Origin of the sequence: Agrobacterium sp. 719_389, from assembly GCF_900188475.1 — a bacterium.
In the GTDB taxonomy this organism is placed as follows: Bacteria; Pseudomonadota; Alphaproteobacteria; order Rhizobiales; family Rhizobiaceae; genus Agrobacterium; species Agrobacterium radiobacter.
The window spans coordinates 102,209-119,538 of the sequence record NZ_FYEM01000010.1; the positions used below are offsets into that span (position 1 = coordinate 102,209).

The window sequence follows — 17,330 nt, forward strand, 5'->3', positions numbered from 1 at the left end:
AATAATCCGCATCCCTGTCACCGCCGCCTGCCGTGCATTTGCACGCCGTGCGGCCTCCCTGCCCGCCCGATCCGTACCGAAACCGGGCGTTTAAGCCTTGACATCCACGTCTGAAAGGGATGAATGTTATCGATAACATAAACCTGTATGAATGCAATGTCGAGAGACTGGAGGAAACAGTGGGCCTTAATTTGTTCGATCTTTCCGGCCGCCGCGCCCTGATCACGGGTTCATCCCAGGGCATCGGCTTCGCGCTGGCGCAAGGGCTGGCGGAAGCCGGAGCGGAAGTGGTGCTGAACGGGCGCGATGAAGCGAAACTGAAAGCCGCCGCCGCCGGCATCAAGGGTGCGAAAACGCTCGCCTTCGACGCCACCGATCATGGCGCGGTGCGCGAAGCCATCGACCGTTTCGAAGCGGAGGTCGGCGCGATCGATATTCTCGTCAACAATGCCGGCATGCAGCACCGCACCCCGCTCGAGGATTTTCCGGCGGATGCCTTCGAGCGCCTGCTGCAGACCAACATCGCCTCGGTGTTCCACGCCGGACAGGCTGCGGCGCGCCATATGATCAGCCGCGGCCGCGGCAAGATCATCAACATCGCCAGCGTTCAGACCGCCCTTGCCCGCCCCGGCATCGCGCCCTACACCGCTACCAAGGGCGCCGTCGGCAACCTGACGAAAGGCATGGCGACGGACTGGGCCAAATACGGCCTGCAATGCAACGCGATTGCGCCCGGCTATTTCGACACGCCGCTCAATGCGGCTCTGGTTGCCGATCCCACCTTTTCGGCATGGCTTGAAAAGCGCACGCCAGCCGGCCGCTGGGGCAAGGTCGAAGAGCTTGTCGGCGCCTGCATCTTCCTGTCGTCCGATGCCTCGTCCTTCGTGAACGGACATATTCTCTACGTCGACGGCGGCATCACCGCTTCGCTTTAAAGACGCTAGAACCGGATGGCCGGCTGCCGCCGCCATCCGGTTTTGAACCGATGACACCACGACACTTTGGGAGGAGGCCGTGAACACCATGACCGAGAAGAACAAAGTCGCCCTGATCGGCGCTGGCGCCATGGGGGGCGCGATCGGCACACGGCTCATCGAGACCGGCAATCAGCTGACGGTTTTCGATCTGGATGTGGAAAAGGTGGCGGCGCTGACGAGCCTCGGCGCGCAGAGCGCGGGCACGGCGGCGGAAGCGGCTTCGGTTTCCGATGTGGTGATCCTCAGCCTCAATTCTCCGAAAATCGTTCGTATTGCCGTCTTTGGCAAGAATGGCGTCGCGGCGGGGGCGAAGCCCGGCACGCTGATCATCGACATGTCCTCCATCGATCCGGAAGCGACCAAGGAACTGGCGGCAGATGCCGCGGAAAAAGGCCTGCGCTGGGTGGACAGCCCGCTTTCGGGCGGTGCGCCGAAGGCGCTCATCGGGCAATTGACACTGATGGCCGGCGGCAGCGAAAAGGATGTCGCCGATGCGCATCGCGTGCTGCGGCATGTGGCCAGCAATTTTACCCACATGGGGCCCTGCGGCGCAGGGCAGACGACGAAACTCATCAACCAGGTTCTGTGCGGGCTGAATTTCCTTGCGGTGGCGGAAGCAACACAGCTGGCGCTGGATGCCGGCGTCGATGCCGCCAAGATCCCGCAGGCGCTGAAAGGCGGCCGCGCCGATAGCGCCATCCTGCAGGAATATATGCCGCGTTACGTGGCGAAGGATTATCGCCGCACCGGCCGCATCGACAATATGGTGAAAGACCTCAACGGCGCGCAGGATCTCGCCCGGCGCACCAACACAGCCATGCCGCTGACGGCGGTTTGCGCCGAAGTGCACCGCATGCTGACAGCGGCCGGGCTGGGTGGAGAGGATCAGGCAGCGTTGATGGAGTTTTTCAGCGGCGCGAAACGCACCTTTCCGGACTGAGTTGCCCGACGGGCATGGAATGGCAGGAGCCTGTTGATACGGCCCCCACGGGCCATTGCGAAATTGTCCTTCAGCGAAGATGATCGGGCGAATCGGCACGGCTGTTGCCCCGATCATCGCAGACGCATGCATACAAAGGACAATTTCCCGATGACTACCCCCACAACAGGCACGGGGATTGCCGGTCTGACCGTTTCCGGAAACGGTTTCATTGCCGAAATCGCTTATGAGGGTGCAACGCTTCTGAGCTGGCGGCCGATCTCTGCCGATGGCGCAGAAGGCGAAGATCTTGTCGACGGATATTCGACGCCTGCCGAACTGCAATCGCAAAACGGCGTGAGAAACGGCATTCTCGCGCCCTTCACCAATCGCATCCCGGATGGCCAATTCAGTTTTGGCGGGCAGGCGCACCGCATTGAACCGGTGCTTGCCCATGAAACGCTCGTCTTCCACGGATTTGCCAGAGCCCTGCCCTTCGCCCTCGCGCAATCTTTTGAGGAAAACAGCGCTCACATCCTCGTTCTGCGCACTGAAATATCGCCTGCGGATTTCAAGGGTTATCCCTACCGTCTCGCCATCGAGGTGGAATATCGCTTCGCCGGCCATGAGGTCACCATCGACATACGCGGCGTCAATCTCGACGACCGGCCCCTGCCTTTCGCCGCCGGCTGGCATCCCTATTTCCGCCTGCCCGGCACGACGTCTATCGATGACCTTCTTCTCACGCTGCCCTCACGAACGATGATTGAAACAGACGAAGATCTGATCCCCCTTCGAGACGCACAGGGCGGAATTTTGAAACGGGACGACACCCGCTTTCTTTACGCGCCGCTGTCCGGCCATGTACTCGATGTCTGCTTCACCGATCTCATCGCATCCGAAAACGGGCTTTACGAGACGAGGCTCGAAAACCGGCACGACGGTTCGAGCCTGACGGTATGGCAGGAGCGTGGACACATGCATGTCTTCACCGGCGATACGCTCGCCCGCGACAGGCGGCGCTCCATCGCGCTTGAACCCGTGGAAACACCAACCAACGCCTTCAACCACCGGGAACTCGCGGATGCGATTACCCTGCAACCCGGCGAGACGCGAAGCTTCCGCTTTGGCGTCCGTTTCAAGGCGGCGCGCTGATCAAGTCTTGATGAGCCCTCAGATATGCGTTGTCGGCAGCGAAGACGACAGCTTAACCGTCTCCATGGAGATATAGGCGGACATGTCGTAAAGCTGCACGCGGCGCAGGATCTGTTTGTAGACCGTGTCGTAATATTCGACATTCGGCAGCACGAGTTTCAGAATATAGTCGAAATTGCCCGTCAGCCGGTGAACCTCGACGATTTCAGGTATGGTGCTGACGGCGGCATGGAACTTGTCCAGCCAGTCCTCCGCATGCAGGCCCGTTCTCACCAGCAGAAAAACCGTGGTCGGCAGGTTGATCTTCCGCCGGTCGAGCAGCGCCATCGTGCCCGTCACATAACCTTCCGTTCGCAGCCGTGTGATGCGGCGCGAACAGGCCGATAGCGACAGGGAAACCGCCTCAGCGATATCCGCGAGTGGCGTTTCGGCATTCTCCTGGAGAATCGCAAGGATTCGGCGGTCACGGTCGTCAATCATCCACCAAGAATGCACCGGTTAACGCAATGGCGCAAGAAATTTGCACTATCTCTCCATAGGGCGCATCAGATTTGCGCCCTTGCCGCGCAAACCTCCAAAAAACGCATGCCGTTTTCGTTGCAGCGGTGGCATTCTTATCTTCAATCAAACTTGATAAGGGAACTCTTATGAAACGGATCGGCCTGATCGGCGGCATGAGCTGGGAATCCACCGCAACCTATTACCGCATGATCAATGAGGCCGTGCGCGACAGCCGCGGCGGCCTGGTCTCGGCCGATATCGTCATGCATTCGCTTGATTTTTCCGAAGTGGTCACCCTTCAGAAAGCCGATCGCTGGGATGAGGCAGGCGCCCTTCTGGGTGCTGCCGGTGCGCGCCTTGCCAATGCGGGCGCCGATTGCGTGCTGATCTGCACCAACACCATGCATCTTGTCGCTGAGACCGTCGCGAAAATGTCCGGCGTGGCGCTGATCGATATCATAGACGAAACCGCCGCGGCCCTGAAGGCGGATGGACGCCGCAAGCCGCTTCTGCTCGCCACCCGTTACACGATGGAACATGGTTTTTACACCGAGCGCATGCGCCGCCACGGTGTCGACGTGGTCGTGCCCGATGCGGAAGACCGGGCTGCGATCCACGACATCATCTTCGGCGAACTCTGCCAGGGCGAGATCAAGTCCTGCTCGCGCGAGCGCTATCTCGCGGTCATCGAGAAGGCCCGCGCACTTGGCGTCGATTCCGTCATTCTCGGCTGCACCGAAATTTCGCTGCTGATCGATCCCGATGCCCTGCCGCTGCCGGGTTACGATTCGACCGCCATTCACGCGAAGGCCGCCGTCGGCTTCGCGCTCGGAAACAAGGCTTTCGACAGAGCCGCATGAATGTGCCGCCTCTTTGCCTATTCCGGTAAACCCGTCTGGCTCGACAGCCTGCTGATCGAGCCGGAAGCATCACTGGTCAGCCAGTCCATGGCCGCAAGGGAAGCGAAAACCGTCGTCAATGGCGATGGTTGCGGCCTTGGCTGGTATGGCGAACGCGGAACGCCCGGCGTCTTTCGTGATACCAGGCCCGCCTGGTCGGATGCCAACCTCGCGGCGCTCTGCCACCAGCTTCGCTCGGGCATGTTCATGGCCCATGTCCGCTCCGCCACGTCAGGCGAAGTATCCCGCGCCAATTGCCACCCCTTTGCCCATGGCCAATATCTCTTCATGCATAACGGCCAGATCGGTGGTTACGAGCAGATCAGGCGCGACATCGACTCCCTTATCCCCGATGATATCTATGCATCCCGACGCGGCACCGGCGACAGCGAAGCGATCTTCCTCATCGCCGCCGGCCTTGGCCTTGATGCCGATCCGGTGCGCGCCATTTCCACCGCCCTTCGTCTCTGCCAGGAAAAGATGATTGCAGCGGGCGTTTCCTCCGCCCTGCGCTTCAGCGCCGTGCTGATGGACGGGGATTGTGTGCACGCCTTCCGCTGGTCAAGCGATGACAAGCCGCCGACGCTCTACTGGCGCGGTCTGGAAGAAGGCATCGCATTGAGTTCGGAACCCTTTTCCTTCGATTGCACCCCCTGGTGCGCCGTTCCGCCGAATACCCGCGTGACGATCCGCGCCGGGGAAATGACGACAGAGCCTTTTTTGCTGCCGTAAACATCATCTTCGACGACCGTGTTGTCCGGTTTTCACACCGCCGCCACGCGAGACAAATATGGCTGTGGCGGCGACCCATTTATTTTCATTGAATTTTTGCGGCCGCGAAGGCTAGTGTGTGATCCAGAGCATCGGACCGAAACATGTGCGCGGTTTTCGGTCCGGTGCATCAAGATAATAGAGCGAAACAGATTTCAGGACCGGTGAACCATTTAAAAGTGTTGCAGCCTCTCTCCCTTTTTTGAACGATGCCCGGCATCGCGACCACCACGCAAACCTCTTCAGGAACGGCGGATAAAGGGCCGGCAATGCCTTCGGCGATCCTTGGGACGCAGAAGAAAAAGTCTTATTTTTCATAAACCTAAGCCGTTCAACTTTCCGCAAAAAATGCTGTTGCCACACCTCCATATCGATGCATAAACTGGCATCAGCAAAGGCAACACGGATCGACCTCATCAGACCCTCTCCTCCCACCAAGGTGCTGACCGACCAATGATCAATAATCTAAACGCCGCCGATCTTCCCCGCCCCGCCCCGCGCAGTTCCAACCCGGAAATCATGGCGTCGGAAATCATCGAACGCCTCACCTATCGCATCGGCAAGGACGTCAAGGTCGCCAAGCCGCACGACTGGCTGACCGCAACCATCCTCGTCGTCCGCGACCGCATCATCGACAAATGGATGGCCTCCACCCGCAAGGCCTATCAGAACAATTCCAAGCGCGTTTATTACCTGTCGCTCGAATTCCTGATCGGCCGCCTGATGCGCGACGCCATCTCCAATATCGGCCTGATGCACGAAATCCGCGATGCGCTGTCCTCGCTCGGCGTCGATCTTGACGTCATCGCCGGTCTGGAGCCGGATGCGGCCCTTGGCAATGGCGGCCTTGGCCGTCTCGCCGCCTGTTTCATGGAATCCATGGCGACCGTCGATATTCCCGCCTACGGCTACGGCATCCGTTACGTGCACGGCCTCTTCCGCCAGCAGATGGCGGATGGCTGGCAGGTAGAACTGCCGGAAACCTGGCTGGCGCATGGCAACCCCTGGGAATTCGAACGCCGCGAAAGCTCCTATGAAATCGGCTTCGGCGGATCGGTGGAGACGATCGGCGGTTATGAAGATCCGCAGCGCTTCGTCTGGAAACCGGCCGAACGCGTCATCGCCATGGCTTACGACACGCCGGTCGTCGGCTGGCGCGGTACCCGCGTCAACACGCTTCGCCTGTGGTCGGCGCAGCCGATCGACCCCATTCTTCTGGCCGCCTTCAATGCCGGCGACCACATCGGCGCATTGCGAGAGAGCAACAAGGCGGAAAGCCTGACGCGGGTTCTCTACCCCGCCGATGCGACGCCGGCCGGTCAGGAACTGCGTCTGCGGCAGGAATTCTTCTTTTCCTCCGCATCCCTGCAGGACATTCTGCGCCGTCATCTGCAGCAATACCCGGATTTCACCTCGCTGCCCGACAAGGTTTCGATCCAGCTTAACGACACACATCCGGCCATTTCCATCTGCGAAATGATGCGCCTGCTCTGCGATGTGCATGGTCTGGATTTCGAGGAAGCGTGGAAGATCACACAGGGAACCTTCTCCTACACCAATCACACGCTGCTGCCGGAAGCGCTGGAAAGCTGGCCGGTGCCGCTGCTTGAGCGCCTTTTGCCCCGGCACATGCAGATCGTTTACGCGATCAACGCCAACACGCTGCTCGTCGCCCGCAAGGAAAAGAAGATGGCGGATCAGCAGATCCGCTCCATCTCTCTCATCGATGAAGGCGGCGAGCGCCGTGTGCGCATGGGCAACCTCGCCTTCATCGGCTCGCATTCCATCAACGGCGTTTCCGCCCTTCATACCGAGCTGATGAAGGAAACGGTCTTTGCCGACCTGCACAGCCTCTATCCTGATCGTATCAACAACAAGACCAACGGCATTACGCCGCGCCGCTGGCTGATGCAGTGCAACCCCGGCCTGACCGGATTGATCAGGGAAGCGATCGGCGACGATTTCCTCGATGATGCGGAAAAGCTGACAGCACTAGACCGTTTCGCCGACGATGCCGGTTTCCGCGAGAAATTCGCCGAAGTGAAGCGTCTGAACAAGGTGCGGCTTGCCAATACGGTGGCGCAGCGCATGGGTATCCGCGTCGATCCCTCGGCCATGTTCGACATCCAGATCAAGCGCATCCACGAATATAAGCGCCAGCTTCTGAACCTTGTTGAGACTGTCGCCCTTTACGACCAGATCCGTTCCCACCCGGAACTGGATTGGGTGCCGCGCGTTAAGTTCTTCGCAGGCAAGGCGGCGCCGAGTTATCACAACGCGAAGCTGATCATCAAGCTTGCCAACGATATTGCCCGGGTCATCAACAACGATCCGGCCGTGCGCGGGCTTCTCAAAGTGGTGTTTGTTCCGAACTATAACGTCTCGCTTGCCGAAATCATGGTTCCCGCCGCCGATCTTTCGGAACAGATTTCGACGGCCGGCATGGAAGCCTCCGGCACCGGCAATATGAAATTCGCGCTGAACGGCGCGCTCACCATCGGCACGCTCGATGGAGCCAATGTCGAGATGCTCGAACATGTCGGCGCTGAGAACATCGTCATCTTCGGCATGACGGCGGAGGAAGTGGCCAAAGCTCGCGCCGAGGGCCACAATCCGCGTGCCATCATCGAAGGGTCTGCGGAATTGTCGCAGGCTCTGTCGTCCATCGCGTCGGGTGTGTTTTCACCAGATGATCGTTCGCGGTTTTCCGCCCTCATCGACGGCATATACAACAGCGACTGGTTCATGGTCGCCGCCGATTTCGACGCCTATGCCGACGCACAGCGCAAGGTGGACGCGATCTGGAGCGATCAGGATAGCTGGAACACCAAAGCAGTGCGCAACACGGCGCGTATGGGTTGGTTCTCGTCCGACAGGACGATCCGCCAATATGCCACCGAGATCTGGAGAGCCTGATGAAAAAACCGCTCAATTCGGCCGAAGAGAAAAAGACTGGCGAAATCACGAAGGCTGAAATCGAGGCGATCAAGAGCGGTTTGCATTCCAATCCCTTTGCCCTTCTCGGCGTTCACGAAACGCCGGAAGGGTTTTCCGCCCGCTGTTTCATTCCGGGCGCCGAGGAGGTTTCCGTCCTCACGCTGGATGGAAATTTCGCCGGTGAATTGAAGCGGCTTGATCCTGATGGTTTTTTCGAAGGCCGGATTGATCTTTCAAAGCGCCAGCCGGTGCGATACCGCGCCTGCCGTGACGATGCCGAATGGGCCGTGACCGACCCCTACAGCTTCGGTCCGGTTCTCGGACCCATGGACGATTATTTCGTCCGTGAAGGATCGCATCTCAGGCTCTTCGACAGAATGGGCGCGCATCCGCTGAAACTCGAAGGCGTCGAAGGTTTTCACTTCGCCGTGTGGGCGCCCAATGCGCGGCGTGTTTCCGTCGTCGGCGATTTCAACAATTGGGATGGCCGCCGGCATGTGATGCGCTTCCGCAAGGATACCGGCATCTGGGAAATCTTCGCGCCTGACGTCTATGCCGGCTGCGCCTACAAGTTCGAAGTCCTCGGCGCCAATGGCGAGCTTCTGCCCCTGAAGGCCGACCCTTATGCCCGCCGCGCCGAATTGCGGCCGAAGAACGCTTCCGTCACCGCGCCGGAACTGACGCAGAAATGGGAAGATCAGGCCCACCGGGAACATTGGGCGCAGGTGGACCAGCGCCGCCAGCCGATCAGCATCTATGAGGTGCATGCCGGCTCCTGGCAGCGCCGCGAGGACGGCACCTTCCTCAGCTGGGATGAACTCGCCGCCCAGCTCATTCCCTATTGTACGGATATGGGCTTCACCCATATCGAATTCCTGCCCATCACCGAACATCCCTATGATCCCTCATGGGGTTACCAGACGACCGGGCTTTATGCGCCATCCGCCCGTTTTGGCGATCCCGAGGGCTTCGCCCGTTTCGTCAATGGCGCGCACAAGGTCGGCATCGGCGTGTTGCTCGACTGGGTTCCGGCGCATTTTCCGACCGACGAGCACGGCTTGCGCTGGTTCGATGGCACGGCGCTTTACGAACATGCCGATCCGCGTCAGGGTTTTCACCCCGACTGGAACACGGCGATCTATAATTTCGGCCGTATCGAGGTGATGTCCTACCTCATCAACAATGCGCTCTATTGGGCCGAGAAATTCCATCTCGACGGCCTGCGCGTCGATGCGGTCGCCTCGATGCTCTATCTCGATTATTCCCGCAAGGAAGGCGAGTGGATCCCCAATGAATATGGCGGACGCGAAAATCTCGAATCCGTCCGCTTCCTGCAGAAGATGAATTCGCTCGTCTACGGCACCCATCCCGGCGTCATGACGATCGCGGAGGAATCCACCTCGTGGCCGAAAGTGTCCCAGCCCGTCCACGAGGGCGGTCTCGGTTTCGGCTTCAAATGGAACATGGGCTTCATGCACGACACGCTGAGTTATTTCGCGCGTGAGCCGGTGCATCGCAAGTTCCACCATCAGGAACTGACCTTCGGCCTGCTTTACGCCTTCACCGAGAATTTCGTGCTTCCGCTTTCCCACGACGAGGTGGTGCACGGCAAGGGATCGCTGATCGCCAAGATGTCCGGCGATGACTGGCAGAAATTCGCCAATCTGCGCTCCTATTACGGCTTCATGTGGGGTTATCCCGGCAAGAAGCTGCTGTTCATGGGGCAGGAGTTCGCACAGTGGAGCGAATGGAGCGAAAAGGGCGCGCTTGACTGGAACCTGCGCCAATATCCGATGCATGAGGGCATGCGCCGGCTCGTGCGCGATCTCAACCTCACCTATCGATCCAAAGCCGCACTGCACGCCCGCGACTGCGAACCTGACGGCTTCCGCTGGCTTGTGGTCGATGATCACGAGAATTCCGTCTTCGCCTGGCTGCGCACGGCGCCCGGCGAAAAGCCGGTGGCGGTCATCTGCAACCTCACCCCGGTCTATCGGGAAAATTATTATGTGCCGCTGCCTCTGGCGGGGCGGTGGCGGGAGATTCTCAACACCGATGCCGAAATTTATGGCGGCAGCGGCAAGGGAAATGGCGGACGCGTTCAGGCGGTCGATGCCGGCGGCGATATCGGGGCGATGCTCGTCCTGCCGCCGCTTGCCACGATCATGCTCGAACCGGAAAACTGACAGACAGAGAGGGAGGACACCATGTCGGAAAAAAGAGTTCAGCCTTTGGCGCGTGATGCAATGGCCTATGTCCTCGCAGGCGGCAGAGGAAGCCGCCTGAAGGAGCTGACGGACCGCCGGGCGAAACCCGCCGTCTATTTCGGCGGCAAGGCGCGTATCATCGATTTTGCGCTTTCCAACGCGCTCAATTCCGGCATTCGCCGCATCGGCGTCGCCACGCAATACAAGGCGCACTCCCTCATTCGCCACCTGCAGCGCGGCTGGGACTTCTTCCGCCCTGAACGGAACGAGAGCTTCGACATTCTGCCCGCCTCCCAGCGCGTTTCCGAAACGCAATGGTATGAAGGCACCGCCGACGCGGTTTACCAGAACATCGACATCATCGAGCCCTATGCGCCGGAATATATGGTCATCCTCGCCGGCGACCATATATATAAAATGGACTACGAATACATGCTGCAGCAGCATGTCGATTCCGGCGCTGACGTGACGATCGGGTGCCTTGAGGTGCCGCGCATGGATGCGACCGGTTTCGGTGTCATGCATGTGAATGAAAAAGACGAGATCATCGATTTCATCGAAAAGCCGGCTGATCCGCCAGGCATTCCCGGCAATGAAGGCTTCGCGCTCGCCTCCATGGGCATTTATGTCTTCCACACGAAATTCCTGATGGAAGCGCTGCGCCGCGACGCCGCCGATCCGACCTCCAGCCGCGACTTCGGCAAGGACATCATTCCCTATATCGTAAAGCACGGCAAAGCCGTCGCCCACCGCTTCGCCGATTCCTGCGTGCGCTCGGATTTCGAGCATGGTCCTTACTGGCGCGACGTAGGCACCATCGATGCCTACTGGCAGGCCAATATCGATCTCACCGATGTGGTGCCCGATCTCGACATCTACGACAAGTCCTGGCCGATCTGGACCTATGCGGAAATCACCCCGCCGGCGAAATTCGTCCATGACGATGAGAACCGCCGCGGTTCGGCCGTGTCTTCGGTTGTTTCCGGGGACTGCATCATTTCCGGTGCGGCCCTTACCCGGAGCCTCCTGTTTACCGGCGTGCGCGCCAATTCATACTCCCGCCTTGAGAATGCCGTAGTACTGCCGAGTGTTAAGATCGGGCGTCATGCCCAGCTCAGCAATGTCGTCATCGACCATGGCGTGGTCATTCCGGAAGGACTGATTGTAGGAGAAGACCCAGAACTGGATGCCAAACGTTTCCGCCGCACTGAAAACGGCATCTGCCTTATCACCCAATCGATGATCGACAAGCTGGACCTGTAGAGCCCATGAATGTCCTTTCGGTTTCATCCGAAATCTATCCCCTGATCAAGACCGGAGGGCTCGCCGACGTTGCCGGCGCGCTCCCCATCGCGTTAGAAGCCCTTGGCGTCAGGACGCGGACATTGATACCCGGATACCCGGCGGTGAAAGCCGCCGTGACGGACCCCGTCAAATGTCTGGAATTTGCCGATCTGCTCGGCGAAAAAGCCGATGTGCTCGAAGTGCGGCATGAGGGGCTCGATCTCCTCATTCTCGATGCGCCCGCCTATTACGAGCGCTCCGGCGGCCCCTATCTCGACCAGACCGGCAAGGATTATCCAGACAATTGGAAGCGCTTCGCGGCGCTGTCGCTGGCAGCGGCCCGCATTGCCGCCGGCGCTCTTCCCGGTTGGCGGCCGGATATGGTGCATGCCCATGACTGGCAGGCCGCCATGGCGCCGGTCTATATGCGTTATGCCGAAACGCCTGAGATTCCGAGCCTTCTCACCATCCACAACATCGCCTTTCAGGGCCAGTTCGGCGCCAATATCTTCAGCAAGCTGGCGCTGCCCCCGCATTCCTTCGGCATGGAAGGCATCGAATATTATAATGATGTGAGCTTCCTGAAGGGCGGCCTGCAGACGGCGACGGCGCTCAGCACCGTCAGCCCGTCCTATGCCGAGGAGATCCTCACCCCGCAATTCGGCATGGGCCTGCACGGCGTCATCGGCAGCCGCGCCCATGTGCTGCACGGCATTGTCAACGGCATCGACGCCGATGTCTGGAACCCGGCAACGGACCATCTGATCCACGACAATTATTCGGTCGCCAATCTCAAGAACCGCGCGCTGAACAAGAAAGCGGTCGCCGAACATTTCCGCATCGATGATGATGACAGCCCGCTGTTCTGCGTCATCTCCCGCCTCACCTGGCAGAAGGGCATCGACCTCATGGCGGAAGCCGTGGATGAGGTTGTTTCGCTCGGCGGCCGTCTCGTGGTGCTTGGCGCGGGCGATGTGGCGCTGGAAGGCGCGCTTCTGGCGGCGGCATCCCGCCACCATGGCCGCGTCGGCGTTGCCATCGGTTACAACGAACCGCTCTCGCATCTCATGCAGGCGGGCTGCGACGCAATCATCATTCCCTCGCGTTTCGAACCCTGCGGCCTCACCCAGCTTTACGCGCTGCGTTATGGCTGCATCCCGGTCGTCGCCCGCACCGGCGGCCTTGCCGACACGGTGATCGACGCCAACCATGCCGCCATCGCCAATAAATCGGCGACAGGCGTGCAATTTTCACCCGTCACGCTTGATGGTCTGAAACAGGCGATCCGCCGGACCGTCCGTTATTACCACGACCCGAAACTGTGGACACAAATGCAGAAACTCGGAATGAAATCCGATGTTTCCTGGGAAAAGAGCGCCGGCCTTTACGCCGCGCTATATAGCCAGCTTATTTCGAAAGGCCATTGAAACAATGATCAAGACCATCAAGACGACCCCCTTTCAGGACCAGAAGCCGGGCACATCCGGCCTGCGCAAGAAGGTGCCGGTCTTCGCCCAGGAAAATTACGCCGAGAATTTCATCCAGTCGATCTTCGACGCGCTTGAAGGCTTTCAGGGCCAGACGCTGGTGATTGGCGGCGATGGCCGTTATTACAACCGCGAAGTCATCCAGAAGGCGATCAAGATGGCCGCCGCTGCCGGTTTCGGCAAGGTTCTGGTCGGTCAGGGCGGTATTCTTTCCACACCCGCCGCCTCGAACGTCATCCGCAAATACAAGGCCTTCGGCGGCATCGTTCTTTCCGCCAGCCACAATCCCGGCGGCCCGACCGAAGATTTCGGCATCAAGTACAATATCGGCAATGGCGGCCCCGCACCTGAAAAGATCACCGATGCGATCTATGCCCGCTCGAAAGTCATCGACAGCTACAAAATCTCTGACGCCGCCGATATCGATCTCGACAAGGTGGGCAGCTTCAAGGTGGACGAGCTGACGGTCGAGGTGATCGATCCGGTCGCAGATTATGCCGCCCTGATGGAAGAGCTGTTCGACTTCGACGCCATTCGCGCGCTCATCGCCGGCGGCTTCAAGGTCGTGGTTGATTCCATGAGCGCCGTCACTGGCCCCTATGCCGTCGAGATCATCGAAAAGCGCCTCGGCGCGCCGAAGGGCTCCGTCCGCAACGCCACACCGCTGCCGGATTTTGGCGGCCATCATCCCGACCCGAACCTTGTCCACGCCAAGGAGCTTTATGACGATGTCATGAGCCCGGAAGGCCCCGATTTCGGCGCCGCTTCCGATGGCGACGGCGACCGCAACATGGTCGTCGGCAAGGGCATGTTCGTCACGCCATCAGACAGTCTGGCTATCATCGCCGCCAATGCCAAACTCGCCCCCGGTTATGCGGCCGGCATTTCCGGTATCGCCCGCTCCATGCCGACAAGTGCGGCAGCGGACCGTGTCGCCGAAAAGCTCGGCCTTGGCATGTATGAGACGCCGACCGGCTGGAAATTCTTCGGCAACCTCATGGACGCCGGCAAGGTGACGATCTGCGGCGAAGAGAGCTTCGGCACCGGCTCCAACCATGTGCGCGAAAAGGATGGCCTCTGGGCCGTGCTCTACTGGCTGAACATCGTCGCCGCGCGCAAGGAAAGCGTGAAAGACATCGTCACCAGGCACTGGGCCGAATATGGCCGCAACTATTATTCGCGCCACGACTATGAGGAAGTGGATTCGGATGCGGCGAACACGCTGGTCGCCACCCTGCGCGAAAAACTCGCGACGCTTCCCGGCACCAGCTACGGCAATCTGAAGGTCGCGGCGGCGGATGATTTTGCCTATCACGATCCGGTCGATCAGTCCGTCAGCAAAAATCAGGGCATCCGCATCCTCTTCGAAGGCGGTTCGCGCATTGTGCTGCGCCTTTCCGGCACGGGTACTGCGGGCGCAACGCTTCGCCTTTATGTCGAGCGTTACGAGGCGGATGCGGCCCGTCATGGCATCGAAACGCAGGAAGCGCTTTCCGACCTGATTGCCGTTGCCGATACGATCGCCGGCATCAAGGCCCATACCGGCCGCAACGCCCCGAGCGTTATTACGTAAGGGCTTGTCGCCCGCTCATGAGGGACGCACTGAAAGCGTCCCTCATTCGGCCTAGCCTCCCTTTTCCGTTCTGGAAGAGAAACACCATTCCCCGGAGAGACAGACCATGCAGATACCTTCCGTTTTCCCCAAAGGCGCAATCCAGATGGAAAACGGAACGGAATTCACGGTCTATTCCAGGCATGCCTCCCAGATCGATCTCTGCCTTTTTGATAAAACCGGCGAAAAAGAAACGGCGCGCCTGCCGATGGTGCGCGGCGAAGACGACATTCACAGATTAACCGTCGCCGACGCCAGCCCCGGCACGCGATACGGCTTTCGCGCTCACGGCATTTACGCCCCTGAACATGGCCTTTGGTTCGATCCTGCAAAGCTGCTGCTCGACCCCTATGCCACGGAGATCGACCGCCCCTTCCGGCACGATCCGGCGCTTTACGCCTTTGGCGCGGAGACCGGCGGGATCATGCCGAAGGCGGTCCTTTCCCAATATGAGCCGGTCAAGCGCCATCAGCCGCTTTTTGCCGAAGGCGGGCTGATTTATGAGCTTGCCGTCAAATCCTTCACGCAATTGCATCCCGATGTGCCGGAAGAGATCAGAGGCACCGTCGCGGCACTTGCCCATCCCGCCATTATCGAACACCTGAAAAAAATCGGCGTCGATGCGGTGGAATTGATGCCGATCACCGCATGGATCGACGAGCGCCACCTGCCGCCTCTCGGCCTTTCCAATGCCTGGGGTTACAATCCCGTCGGCTTCATGGCGCTCGATCCGCGCCTCTGCCCCGGCGGCGTGCGGGAATTGCGAGATACGGTTGCGATGCTGCATGCGGAAGGCATCGGCGTCATTCTCGATCTTGTCTTCAACCATACGGGTGAAAGCGATATCGAGGGCTCGATCCTGTCGTTGCGCGGGCTCGACAATCTCACCGCCTTCCGCCACCCACAGGGAAAACCGGGCGTGCTGGTCAACGATACCGGCACCGGCAATACGGTTGCCTGCGACCATCCCTATATTCGCCAGCTCATCATCGATTCCCTCAGGCATTTTGTTCTCAGCGCCGGCGTGGACGGCTTCCGTTTCGATCTCGCGCCCGTGCTCGGGAGAACGGCCGCCGGTTTCGACATGGCGAGCGAGACGCTGGCCGCCATGCATTCGGACCCGGCGCTTTACGACCGGATATTGATCGCCGAACCCTGGGATATCGGTCCCGGCGGATATCAGCTCGGCAATTTCCCTGAGAGTTTCCTCGAGTGGAACGATCGCGCCCGCGACGACATGCGCCGTTTCTGGCGTGGTGATGCCGGCACGACCGGAGCGCTGGCCAATGCGCTGTCCGGTTCCTCGCCGATCTTTTCCCGGCATGGCCGCGCCAGAAGCCGCAGCGTCAATTTCCTTGCCGCCCATGACGGCTTTACCCTGTTCGATCTCGTCAGCCATGAACGCAAGCACAACGAGAGGAACGGTGAGAGCAACCGCGACGGCCACAATGACAACCATTCCTGGAACAATGGTTTTGAAGGCCTGACCGATGATCCCGCCATTGTCGCCGCCCGGCTTGCGGATGTGAAAGCGCTGCTTTCCTCGCTTTTTGTCAGCCGCGGCGCCTTGATGCTGACGGCGGGCGACGAGGGCGGCCGCAGCCAGCAGGGCAACAACAATGCCTATTGCCAGGACAATGATATCAACTGGGTCAACTGGTCATCGCTTGTCCCCGAACTGATCGACCACACGGCCTTTCTTAGCGCATTACGCAAACGTTTCGGCGTGTTTTCTGAGACAGGCTTCTTCTCCGGCCGGGGCGACGTGACATGGCTTGCCCCCGCTGGAGAACCGATGACGACAGCAGACTGGGAAAGACCGGATGGGCAGGCCTTCGCCATGCTGCTTTCCACCCCGGACCGGGAGACCGGCGAGGATGCCGAGCTTGCCGTTCTCATCAATCGCGGCCGCGAGATCGTTCCCTTCACCCTGCCCGGCGATGGCTGGCGCGCCATCGGCACGGATTTCGGCAATCCCGCCTTCCTGCCCGCCCGCTCGGTGGTGTTTTATCTGCGCAGTTGATCCCTTCGCGTTACGAGCCGTATAAGTCGCGGGAAACAATGCGGACGAGGTAACATGACAAAAGAAATCGCGCTGGCGGAAATGAAGGATCGCGTCGGCACTGAAATGGGCGTTTCCGACTGGATCACCGTTGACCAGACGATGATTGATGCCTTCGCAAAAGCAACGCTGGACGAACAGTTCATCCACACCGACCCGGAACGCGCCAAAGCGGAAAGCCCCTTCGGCGGCACCATCGCCCATGGCTTCCTGACGCTCTCCCTGCTTTCGGCCCTGAATTATGATGCCCTGCCCCGCATTCGCGAGCAGACCATGGGCATCAATTACGGCTTCGATGCCATCCGTTTCGTCACGCCGGTCAAAAGCGGTGCGCGGGTGCGTGGCCGTTTCACGCTGGCGGAGGCACGTTTTCGCGGAGCCGCCATGCTGATGACGACTTATGACGTGACGGTGGAAATCGAAAACGAAAAAAAACCGGCGCTTACTGCACGCTGGACCACCATCAGCCAGTTCAATCCGGAGGACAGGCCGCAAGACGCCTGAAACCACCGCAAGGGA

14 protein-coding genes are annotated in these 17,330 nt (G+C 59.9%); 12 read left to right on the forward strand and 2 right to left on the reverse strand.

Going from position 1 to position 17,330, the window contains the following annotated elements:
* Window positions 1–179: 179 nt before the first annotated feature.
* The 3 genes from CFB10_RS18615 (at window position 180) to CFB10_RS18625 (ending at window position 3,051) form a co-directional block, all read left to right on the forward strand.
* The gene (locus tag CFB10_RS18615) at window positions 180–935 is read left to right on the forward strand and encodes an SDR family oxidoreductase (protein ID WP_003508589.1); all 756 of its coding nucleotides are present in this window, start codon (window positions 180–182) and stop codon (window positions 933–935) included.
* 88 nt (window positions 936–1,023) lie between these two features.
* Window positions 1,024–1,917, forward strand: coding sequence for an NAD(P)-dependent oxidoreductase (locus CFB10_RS18620; RefSeq protein ID WP_020010016.1), 894 nt, complete (start codon window positions 1,024–1,026; stop codon window positions 1,915–1,917).
* A 150-nt stretch (window positions 1,918–2,067) separates the two neighbouring features.
* The gene (locus CFB10_RS18625; RefSeq protein ID WP_026363568.1) at window positions 2,068–3,051 is read left to right on the forward strand and encodes an aldose 1-epimerase; all 984 of its coding nucleotides are present in this window, start codon (window positions 2,068–2,070) and stop codon (window positions 3,049–3,051) included.
* Window positions 3,052–3,069: 18 nt separating this feature from the next.
* Here the strand turns inward: CFB10_RS18625 and CFB10_RS18630 are convergent, their stop codons facing one another.
* Window positions 3,070–3,531, reverse strand: a complete 462-nt coding sequence (locus tag CFB10_RS18630) for an Lrp/AsnC family transcriptional regulator (RefSeq protein ID WP_020010018.1) — start codon at window positions 3,529–3,531, stop codon at window positions 3,070–3,072.
* Between the two features lie 167 nt (window positions 3,532–3,698).
* Between CFB10_RS18630 and CFB10_RS18635 the strand changes: the two genes are divergently transcribed.
* Both CFB10_RS18635 and CFB10_RS18640 read left to right on the forward strand, forming a co-directional pair.
* Window positions 3,699–4,412 carry an aspartate/glutamate racemase family protein gene (locus tag CFB10_RS18635; protein ID WP_020010019.1) on the forward strand — a complete coding sequence of 238 codons (714 nt, stop codon included), beginning with the start codon at window positions 3,699–3,701 and terminating at the stop codon, window positions 4,410–4,412.
* Window positions 4,413–5,183: a class II glutamine amidotransferase gene (locus CFB10_RS18640; RefSeq protein WP_020010020.1), complete on the forward strand. Its 771-nt coding sequence runs from the start codon at window positions 4,413–4,415 to the stop codon at window positions 5,181–5,183.
* 111 nt (window positions 5,184–5,294) lie between these two features.
* On the opposite strand, the gene CFB10_RS18645 is transcribed toward CFB10_RS18640, so the two are convergent.
* A complete protein-coding gene (locus CFB10_RS18645; protein WP_244559876.1) occupies window positions 5,295–5,639 on the reverse strand; it encodes a hypothetical protein in 345 nt (114 codons plus the stop codon).
* Between the two features lie 36 nt (window positions 5,640–5,675).
* Between CFB10_RS18645 and CFB10_RS18650 the strand changes: the two genes are divergently transcribed.
* The 7 genes from CFB10_RS18650 (at window position 5,676) to CFB10_RS18680 (ending at window position 17,315) form a co-directional block, all read left to right on the forward strand.
* Window positions 5,676–8,138 carry a glycogen/starch/alpha-glucan phosphorylase gene (locus CFB10_RS18650; protein WP_081629497.1) on the forward strand — a complete coding sequence of 821 codons (2,463 nt, stop codon included), beginning with the start codon at window positions 5,676–5,678 and terminating at the stop codon, window positions 8,136–8,138.
* A complete protein-coding gene (glgB, locus tag CFB10_RS18655) occupies window positions 8,138–10,345 on the forward strand; it encodes a 1,4-alpha-glucan branching protein GlgB (protein WP_020010022.1) in 2,208 nt (735 codons plus the stop codon). The genes CFB10_RS18650 and glgB overlap by 1 nt, the downstream gene beginning before the upstream one ends.
* Before the next feature lie 21 nt (window positions 10,346–10,366).
* A complete protein-coding gene (glgC, locus tag CFB10_RS18660) occupies window positions 10,367–11,629 on the forward strand; it encodes a glucose-1-phosphate adenylyltransferase (RefSeq protein ID WP_003508574.1) in 1,263 nt (420 codons plus the stop codon).
* Window positions 11,630–11,634: 5 nt separating this feature from the next.
* The gene (glgA, locus tag CFB10_RS18665) at window positions 11,635–13,077 is read left to right on the forward strand and encodes a glycogen synthase GlgA (RefSeq protein WP_020010024.1); all 1,443 of its coding nucleotides are present in this window, start codon (window positions 11,635–11,637) and stop codon (window positions 13,075–13,077) included.
* Between the two features lie 4 nt (window positions 13,078–13,081).
* Window positions 13,082–14,710, forward strand: a complete 1,629-nt coding sequence (locus CFB10_RS18670; protein WP_020010025.1) for an alpha-D-glucose phosphate-specific phosphoglucomutase — start codon at window positions 13,082–13,084, stop codon at window positions 14,708–14,710.
* A gap of 106 nt (window positions 14,711–14,816) precedes the next feature.
* Window positions 14,817–16,772 carry a glycogen debranching protein GlgX gene (gene glgX / locus CFB10_RS18675; RefSeq protein WP_026363570.1) on the forward strand — a complete coding sequence of 652 codons (1,956 nt, stop codon included), beginning with the start codon at window positions 14,817–14,819 and terminating at the stop codon, window positions 16,770–16,772.
* A gap of 54 nt (window positions 16,773–16,826) precedes the next feature.
* Window positions 16,827–17,315: a MaoC family dehydratase gene (locus tag CFB10_RS18680; protein WP_020010027.1), complete on the forward strand. Its 489-nt coding sequence runs from the start codon at window positions 16,827–16,829 to the stop codon at window positions 17,313–17,315.
* Window positions 17,316–17,330 lie beyond the last annotated feature (15 nt).